The organism is Micromonospora craterilacus (assembly GCF_003236315.1).
In the GTDB taxonomy this organism is placed as follows: Bacteria; Actinomycetota; Actinomycetes; order Mycobacteriales; family Micromonosporaceae; genus Micromonospora; species Micromonospora craterilacus.
The window spans coordinates 1-7233 of sequence record NZ_POTY01000304.1; the positions used below are offsets into that span (position 1 = coordinate 1).

Below are 7233 nucleotides of genomic sequence, written 5' to 3' on the forward strand. Positions count from 1 at the left end.
GCCCGGACCCGCCGGGTCGGCCACGGCGGCACGCTCGACCCGCGCCCCACGTTGCCCGACTGGATGCGCGACCCACCCCCGGCCCGGCGCACCCTGGGCACCCGGCTCGCCGACGGCATGGCCGCCCTGCCCGGCGCCGGTTGGCTGCGCCGCCGCTGGTGGGCCTGGCAGCGGCGGCAGCGGCTCTACCAGCGCTTCCCGAACACCGTCAAGATCGGCGCCATGCTGGTGTCGTTCGTGGTGATCCTGGTCATGGTGATGTTGGCCTACGGTCTCTACGGCCAGGTCTGATCAGGCGGCGACACCGGCACGAGACTCGGGCCGCACCGCACCGGTGACCGCCCAGGCGCCGGAACGCAGCCGCAGCAGCAGGGCCACCAGGCGGATCACGATGAACAGCATCAGCCCGGCCCAGATGCCGCCGAGGCCGAGGTCGAAGGCGTAGGCGAGCCAGATCGCCGGCAGGAATCCGCCCAGCGCACCGACCACCGTCAGGTTGCGCAGGTAGCGGATGTCACCCGCGCCGATCAGCACCCCGTCGAGCGCGAACACCACCCCGGCCAGGGGCAGCATCGCGACGAACCAGGGCCAGGCGACCAACGCCTGCTCGCGTACCGCCGAGTCGGAGCTGAACCAGGTCGGTACGACGCCGGCACCGGCCGCCGCCAGCAGGGCGAACGCCGCGCCGCAGACCGCGCCGAGCCGGCCGATCCGCCGGGCCAGCGCACGGGCCCCCACGCCGTCGTCGGCACCGAGCGCGGCCCCCACCAGCGCCTGCGCGGCGATGGCCAGCGCGTCGAGCACCAGCGCCGCGAAGAACCAGAGCTGCACGGCGATCTGGTGGGCGCCGACGGCGGCGGCGCCGAACCGCGCGGCGACCGCGGTGGCGGACAGGAAGCTGGCCTGGAAGGCCACCCCCCGGATGAGCAGGTCGCGGCTGAGCACCAGTTGCTGGCGGATGACCCGTGGGCGCGGGCGCAGCGCCACCCGCTCGGCCACCAGGGCGGCGGCGAACAGGGCACCGGAGAGGGTCTGCGCGATCACGTTCGCCACCGCCGAGCCGATCAGTCCCAGGCCCGCCGGGTAGACCAGCACCGGGCACAGCACCGCGGACAGCAGGTTGGGGCCGACCACGAAGGCCAACGGCCGGCGGGTGTCCTGCACGCCGCGCAGCCAGCCGTTGCCGGCGGCGGCGAGCAGCAGCCCGGGTGCGCCGAACGCGGCCATCCGCAGCCACTCGGCGGCGGCCACTCCGACCTCACCACCCCCGGCCAGGGCACCGGCCAGCGCGCCGCCACCGAACTGCATGCCGATGACGACCAGCACCCCCACGCCGAGGGCCAGCCAGGATGCCTGTACGCCCTCGGCCACCGCGGCGGCTCGGTCCCCGGCACCGAATCGGCGGGCCGCCCGGCCGGTCGTGCCGTACGCGACCACGGTGCCCAGCCAGACGGTGAGGGTCATCACGGTGCCGCCGACCGCCACGGCGGCCAGCGGGACCCGGCCCAGATGGCCGACGACCGCGGTGTCGACGAGTACGTAGAGCGGCTCGGCGGCCAGGACCACGAGGGCCGGCAGGGCGAGCGCGGCGATCCGGCGCGGCGAGGCCGCCCGGTCGGTGGTGCTGGTGGGCTGGCTCATCGCCGCCGATCGTGGCACGCGATGAGTAAGGGGAGCAAGCTGATGCGCTACTTACCCGCCCAAGGGTGCTGTCCGCAGCGGCGGGCGGGCGGTGACGCCGTACCCGGGACGGCTCGGCGTCACCGCCGGTCGCGTACGGTCACTGACGGGTGTCCATGGAGGTCTGCAGGGCGCGGCGGGCCTGCTCACGGGCCTCGTCGGTGGTCTCGGGCTTGGGCTTGGCGGGCATGGTGGACCCCTTCCAGGGCGCGCGCCGCCAGGCGCGACGGCGCGTCACGGGCGTTGTTGCGAGGCACCCGGCACCTCTTCCGGGGTCACCGGAGCGGTGGCTGGGCGGCGTGGTGGCCCGGGGTCGGTCGACCCTGGAGGGAAGCGGCGCCGGGTATGGCTCCGCCGTCCCTGACCTGCGCCGAAGCGGCGCCGACCGTTTCCCAAGTTATCGTTCAGGTCCACATGGTGCGCGCTGTTCCCGCCATCTGGACAGGTTGGGTCCCCGTCACCGGGCCAGGAAGTGCCAGCCGACCCACCACCAGAAGCCGAACAACCCGATCCGGCCGACCGGGACCGGGCCCACCTCGTACCGCATCACGTAGGCGCAGACCTCGCCGAGGGTCGGTATCCGCGACCCCTCCCGCCGGGCCAGCCACTCGATCAGACCGAACAGCGCCAGCCCGACCAGGAATCCGCCGATCGCCAGTGCCCGCATCATCGCCGCACCAGCCCCCAGAACGCCGACAGCCAGACCAACCAGCCGGCCGAGCGGACCAGGCGGTCCTCCAGCAGCGGATCGGCCAGCAGGGAGAAGGTGGGGAAGTCGTCGCCGGCCGCCGCGAAGAAGGTGGCCCCCTCGAAGACCCCGAAGACCACCACCGGCAAAGTCCACCAGATCGCACCCGAACTGAGGCGCTGCGGCGCCGTATGGCCCTGCACCCGCCTGGTCAGACCTAGCCAGATCAGCACCCCGCCGGTGCCGAAGACGTACAGGTTGGCCTCCGTCGAGAAGGACGGAAAGCGACCGCCGACCAGCGAAAGGGCGACGAGCACCGGCACGCAGACGACCGGACGCTCCCAGGTGCGAGGGGCCTCGACGGTGAGATCGTGGGGCTGCTCCATCATCCGATTCTCCCCGCCCTGTCCAGGCCGCCGGAACGTCAACATGCCCGGAGACGCCCCGGAAATAACCCCTACCCCGGCTGGTCGCCGCCCTTCCCGGCGGGTGCGGCCAGCTCGGCCCGGATCCGGTCGACCACCTCGTCGACCGTGCCCCGGCCGGTGAAGCCGGCGGCGAGCCGGTGCCCACCGCCGCCCAGCGCGACGGCCACCCGGCTGACGTCCACCGCGCCCTTGCTACGCAGGGACACCGCCCAGTCGGCCGGCCCGGTCTGCTTGATCACACAACTCACGTCGGCCTCGGCGGTGCACCGGACCGGATCGATCAGGGCCTCCAGCACGTACGGCCGCTGGTCGTGCCGGGCCAGGTCGTCCAGGGTCGCGTACGTCCAGACCAGGCCGTGCCCGGCGGCGGCGGCCGGCTCCAGCCGGGCCCGGCCGAGCACCTCGCCGAAGAGCCGCACCGCGCCGAAGGGGCGGCTGTCGAAGACGCGTCGGGAGATGTCGCCCGGGCGGATCCCGGTGGCCAGCAGGCGGGCCGCCATCTCGTGCACGGCCGGCGTGGTCGCGTCGAACCGGAACGAGCCGGTGTCGGTGCTCAACGCCACGTACAGGCACTCGGCGATGCCGGCGTCCAGCGTGACGCCGAGCCGGGCCAGCAGCTCCTCCGCGACCACCGAGGTCGCCGCCGCGGCCGGGTCGACCAGGTTGACGTCGCCGAAGCCGCCGTTGGAGGCGTGGTGGTCGAGCACCAGGGCCGTGGCGCTGCCGGTCAGCCGGTCGGCCAGCTCCCCGAGCCGCGAATCGCTCGCCGCGTCGAAGCAGATGACCAGGTCCGGCTGCGGGTCGGCGTCGGTCGCCGGCACCAGCAGGTCGAGGCCGGGCAGACCGCGGAACGGCTCGGGCACCTCCGGCGGACCGGGGAAGGTCGCCTGTAGCCGGCGTACGCCGAGCCGGCGCAGCCCGAGCCCGAAGCCGAGCATGCTGCCCAGCGCGTCGCCGTCCGGGTTGACGTGACAGATCAGCAGCACCCGGCCGTCGGGCGGCAACTGGCGTACCGCCGCGACGGCGGCGACCCAGTCGGACTCGGTCGGACCGGCAGCGCCGTCCGGAGCCGGACCGTCAAGCGCCTGGCCGGCGGAATCGGCAGAGGTCGGGCCGGCCGGGATCGGCGCGGCCGGGGTCGCCTCGGTCAGGGCACCGCCGGAATGGGCGGTCACCGACGGTCCCCACCCCGGGCATCGTCGGCGTCGCCGTCCTCGGCGTCACCCTCCTCGGCCTCCTCGACCCGGTACGGCTGGGCGTCGCCCGCGTACTCGGCCTTGGCGGCGATGCGCTGTACCTCGGCATCCGCGTTACGGGCCGCCGCGAGCAGGTCGTCGATGTGCTTGACCTGGTCCTGCACGTCGTCCAGGACGAAGGTCAGGGTCGGCGAGTGGCGCAGGCCGAGCGCCTTGCCGACCGTGCTGCGCAGCATGCCCTTGGCGCTGTCCAGCGCGGCGGCGGTGCCCGCCTGGGCCGCCGCGTCACCCAGCACGGTGTAGAAGACCGTGGCGTCACGCAGATCAGCGGTGATCCGGGCGTCGGTGATAGTGATCATGCCGAGCCGCGGGTCCTTGATCTGGCTCCGCACCACCGACGCGACCAGTTCACGCACCCGCTCCGCGTGCCGGCGTACCTTGGCCGGATCCGTCATCTCCGCCACCTCCACGGCGTCCCGCTACCGGCCAGGATCGGTGACGCCCACGTCACCGGAGCCCGGACCGGCCCCAACACCTCGAACCCTACCCGCGCCCTGCGGACCGCCGCGCGGGGCGGCCGATGGTCGCCCGCCATGGTCAGTCCTCCTCGCCGTGCAGCCGGCGGCGCACCGACAGCAGTTCGATCTCCGGCCGCCCGGCCACCAGCCGCTCGCAGGAGTCGAGCACCTCGCGGGCGTGCGCCGCCTCAGCGGCCACGATCGCCACCCCTATCTCCGCTCGCCCGTGCAGGTCGAGCGCCCCCACCTCGGCAGCCGACACCTCGAAGCGGCGCAGCGCCGCCACGATCGGCCGTACGTACGATCTCTTGGCCTTGAGCGACCGGGAGTCCCCCGGCAGCAGCAGGTCGAATACTGCGGTTGCGGTGTACATCGGCTACCGACACTACCGGCAACCCGCCCCACATGATCAAGGGGTTTACGCCGCCCGGCGTAAACCCCTTGACCAGTGCGTCACCGCAGGATCAGGCGCGAACCTTCTCCCGCATCTCGAAGGTCTCGATCACGTCGCCGACCTGGACGTTGTTGTAACCACCCAGGGTCAGACCGCACTCGAAGCCCTCCCGGACCTCCGTCGCGTCGTCCTTGAACCGCTTGAGCGAGCTGATGGTGAGGTTGTCCGCCACCACCGTGCCGTCGCGCAGCAGGCGCGCCTTCGCGTTGCGCCGGATGACACCCGACCGGACGATGCAACCGGAGATGTTGCCGATCTTGGACGAGCGGAACACGTCGCGGATCTCCGCAGTGCCCAGCTCAACCTCCTCGAACTCCGGCTTGAGCAGACCCTTGAGCGCCGCCTCGATCTCCTCGATGGCCTGGTAGATGACGGTGTAGTACCGGATCTCCACGCCCTCGCGGTCGGCCATCTCGCGGACCTTGTTGGAGGCCCGCACGTTGAAGCCGATGATCGTGACCGGCTCGGACGAGGCACTCGCGAGCATGACGTTGCTCTCGGTGATCGCGCCGACGCCCCGGTCGAGGACCTTGAGCTGGACCTCCTCGGGGATGTCGAGGTTGAACAGCGCGTCCTCCAGGGCCTCCACCGAACCGGAGACATCGCCCTTGAGGATGAGGTTGAGCGACGTCTTCTCGCCCTCCTTGAGCTGCTCCATGAGCGTCTCGAGGGTGGCCCGGCCACGGGAGTTGGCGAACGCCGCCGCCCGCCGCCGCGCCTGCCGCTGCTCGGCGATCTGCCGCACCGTGCGGTCGTCCGCCGCGGCGAGGAAGGTGTCGCCCGCGCCCGGCACCGCGGTCAGACCCAGAACCATGACCGGACGCGCCGGACCGGCCTCGGTGACCTGGTTGCCGTTCTCGTCGAGCATCGCCCGGACCCGGCCGTGCGCCCCGCCGGCGACGATCGAGTCGCCCGCCCGCAGGGTGCCCTTCTGCACCAGCACCGTCGCCACCGCACCGCGGCCCTTGTCCAGGTGCGCCTCGATGGCCACACCCTGCGCCGGCCCGTCGGTCGGAGCGGTCAGCTCCAGCGACGCGTCGGCGGTGAGCAGCACCGCTTCGAGGAGGTCCTCGATGCCGATGCCCGGCTTCGCGGCCACGTTGACGAACATCGTCTCGCCGCCGTACTCCTCGGCGACCAGGCCGTACTCGGTCAGCTGCTGGCGGACCTTGTCCGGGTTGGCCTCCGGCTTGTCGACCTTGTTGACCGCGACCACGATCGGCACGTCCGCCGCCTTGGCGTGGTTGAGCGCCTCGATGGTCTGCGGCATCACGCCGTCGTCGGCCGCCACCACCAGGATCACGATGTCCGTCACCTGGGCACCACGGGCACGCATGGCGGTGAACGCCTCGTGACCCGGGGTGTCGATGAAGGTCACCGCCCGGTCCTCGCCCTCGTGCGGGACGTGGACCTGGTAGGCACCGATGTGCTGGGTGATGCCGCCGGCCTCGCCCGCCACCACGTTCGCCTTGCGGATCGCGTCGAGCAGCTTGGTCTTACCGTGGTCGACGTGACCCATGACGGTCACCACCGGCGCACGGCTGACCAGGCGGTCCTCCGCCACCTCGGCGTCGAGGTCGATGTTGAACTGCGCGAGCAGCTCGCGATCCTCGTCCTCCGGGCTGACGATCTGCACGTTGAAGCCAAGGTGCTCACCCAGCAGCAGCAGGGTGTCGTCGGAGCACGACTGGGTCGCGGTGACCATCTCGCCCAGGTTGAACATCTCCTGGACCAGCGAACCGGGGTTGGCGTTGATCTTGTCAGCGAAGTCCGACAGCGAGGCGCCACGGGAGAGCCGAACGACCTGACCCTGACCCCGGGGCGCGCCCGAGCTCATGGTCGGGGCCGACAGGTTGTCGAACTCCTGTCTGCGCTGCTTCTTGGACTTGCGACCACGGGTCGGCTTGCCACCCGGACGCCCGAAGGCACCCGCGGCACCGCCGCCACGGCCACGGCCACCGCCACCCGGACGCCCGCCGCCACCGGCCGGCGCACCCGGACGGAAGCCACCGCCGGCACCGGCACCGCCGCCACCACCGGGACCGCCACGGTAGCCACCGCCACCGCCGCCACCCGGACGACCGGCGCCCCCACCGGGACGACCGGCACCCGGGCCACCCGGACGACCGGGACGCTGGCTCGGCATCGACGCCGGGCTGGGCCGCGGCGGCATCGAAGCGGGGCTGGGCCGCGGCGGCATCGACGCCGGGCTCGGCCGGGGACCGCCGGCACCGGCGGCCGGTGGCCGCTGCTGCTGGCTGCCCTGGAT

General features: G+C 72.8%; 8 protein-coding genes. 1 reads left to right on the forward strand and 7 read right to left on the reverse strand.

Annotated features, from left to right (window positions below; translation table 11 throughout):
• The first annotated feature begins 51 nt into the window (after window positions 1-51).
• On the forward strand, window positions 52-291 hold the full coding sequence (locus tag C1I95_RS30420) for a hypothetical protein (protein ID WP_233513979.1): 240 nt from the start codon (window positions 52-54) through the stop codon (window positions 289-291).
• Here C1I95_RS30420 and C1I95_RS30425 read toward each other — a convergent pair whose 3' ends face one another.
• The 7 genes from C1I95_RS30425 to infB form a co-directional block, all read right to left on the reverse strand.
• Complete coding sequence (locus C1I95_RS30425; RefSeq protein WP_111219071.1) at window positions 292-1641, reverse strand: MATE family efflux transporter; 1350 nt, start codon at window positions 1639-1641, stop codon at window positions 292-294.
• A gap of 496 nt (window positions 1642-2137) precedes the next feature.
• A complete protein-coding gene (locus tag C1I95_RS30430; protein WP_199523982.1) occupies window positions 2138-2347 on the reverse strand; it encodes a DUF6186 family protein in 210 nt (69 codons plus the stop codon).
• Window positions 2347-2754: a hypothetical protein gene (locus tag C1I95_RS30435; protein ID WP_111219077.1), complete on the reverse strand. Its 408-nt coding sequence runs from the start codon at window positions 2752-2754 to the stop codon at window positions 2347-2349. Before C1I95_RS30435 ends, C1I95_RS30430 begins: the two co-directional genes overlap by 1 nt.
• Window positions 2755-2825: 71 nt before the next feature.
• Window positions 2826-3920: a DHH family phosphoesterase gene (locus C1I95_RS30440; protein WP_111219079.1), complete on the reverse strand. Its 1095-nt coding sequence runs from the start codon at window positions 3918-3920 to the stop codon at window positions 2826-2828.
• Between the two features lie 47 nt (window positions 3921-3967).
• A complete protein-coding gene (gene rbfA / locus C1I95_RS30445; RefSeq protein WP_111219081.1) occupies window positions 3968-4447 on the reverse strand; it encodes a 30S ribosome-binding factor RbfA in 480 nt (159 codons plus the stop codon).
• Between the two features lie 142 nt (window positions 4448-4589).
• Window positions 4590-4883: a DUF503 domain-containing protein gene (locus tag C1I95_RS30450; RefSeq protein WP_111219075.1), complete on the reverse strand. Its 294-nt coding sequence runs from the start codon at window positions 4881-4883 to the stop codon at window positions 4590-4592.
• A gap of 91 nt (window positions 4884-4974) precedes the next feature.
• The coding region (gene infB / locus C1I95_RS30455) for a translation initiation factor IF-2 (protein ID WP_111219083.1) at window positions 4975-7233 on the reverse strand (2259 nt) is incomplete at its 5' end.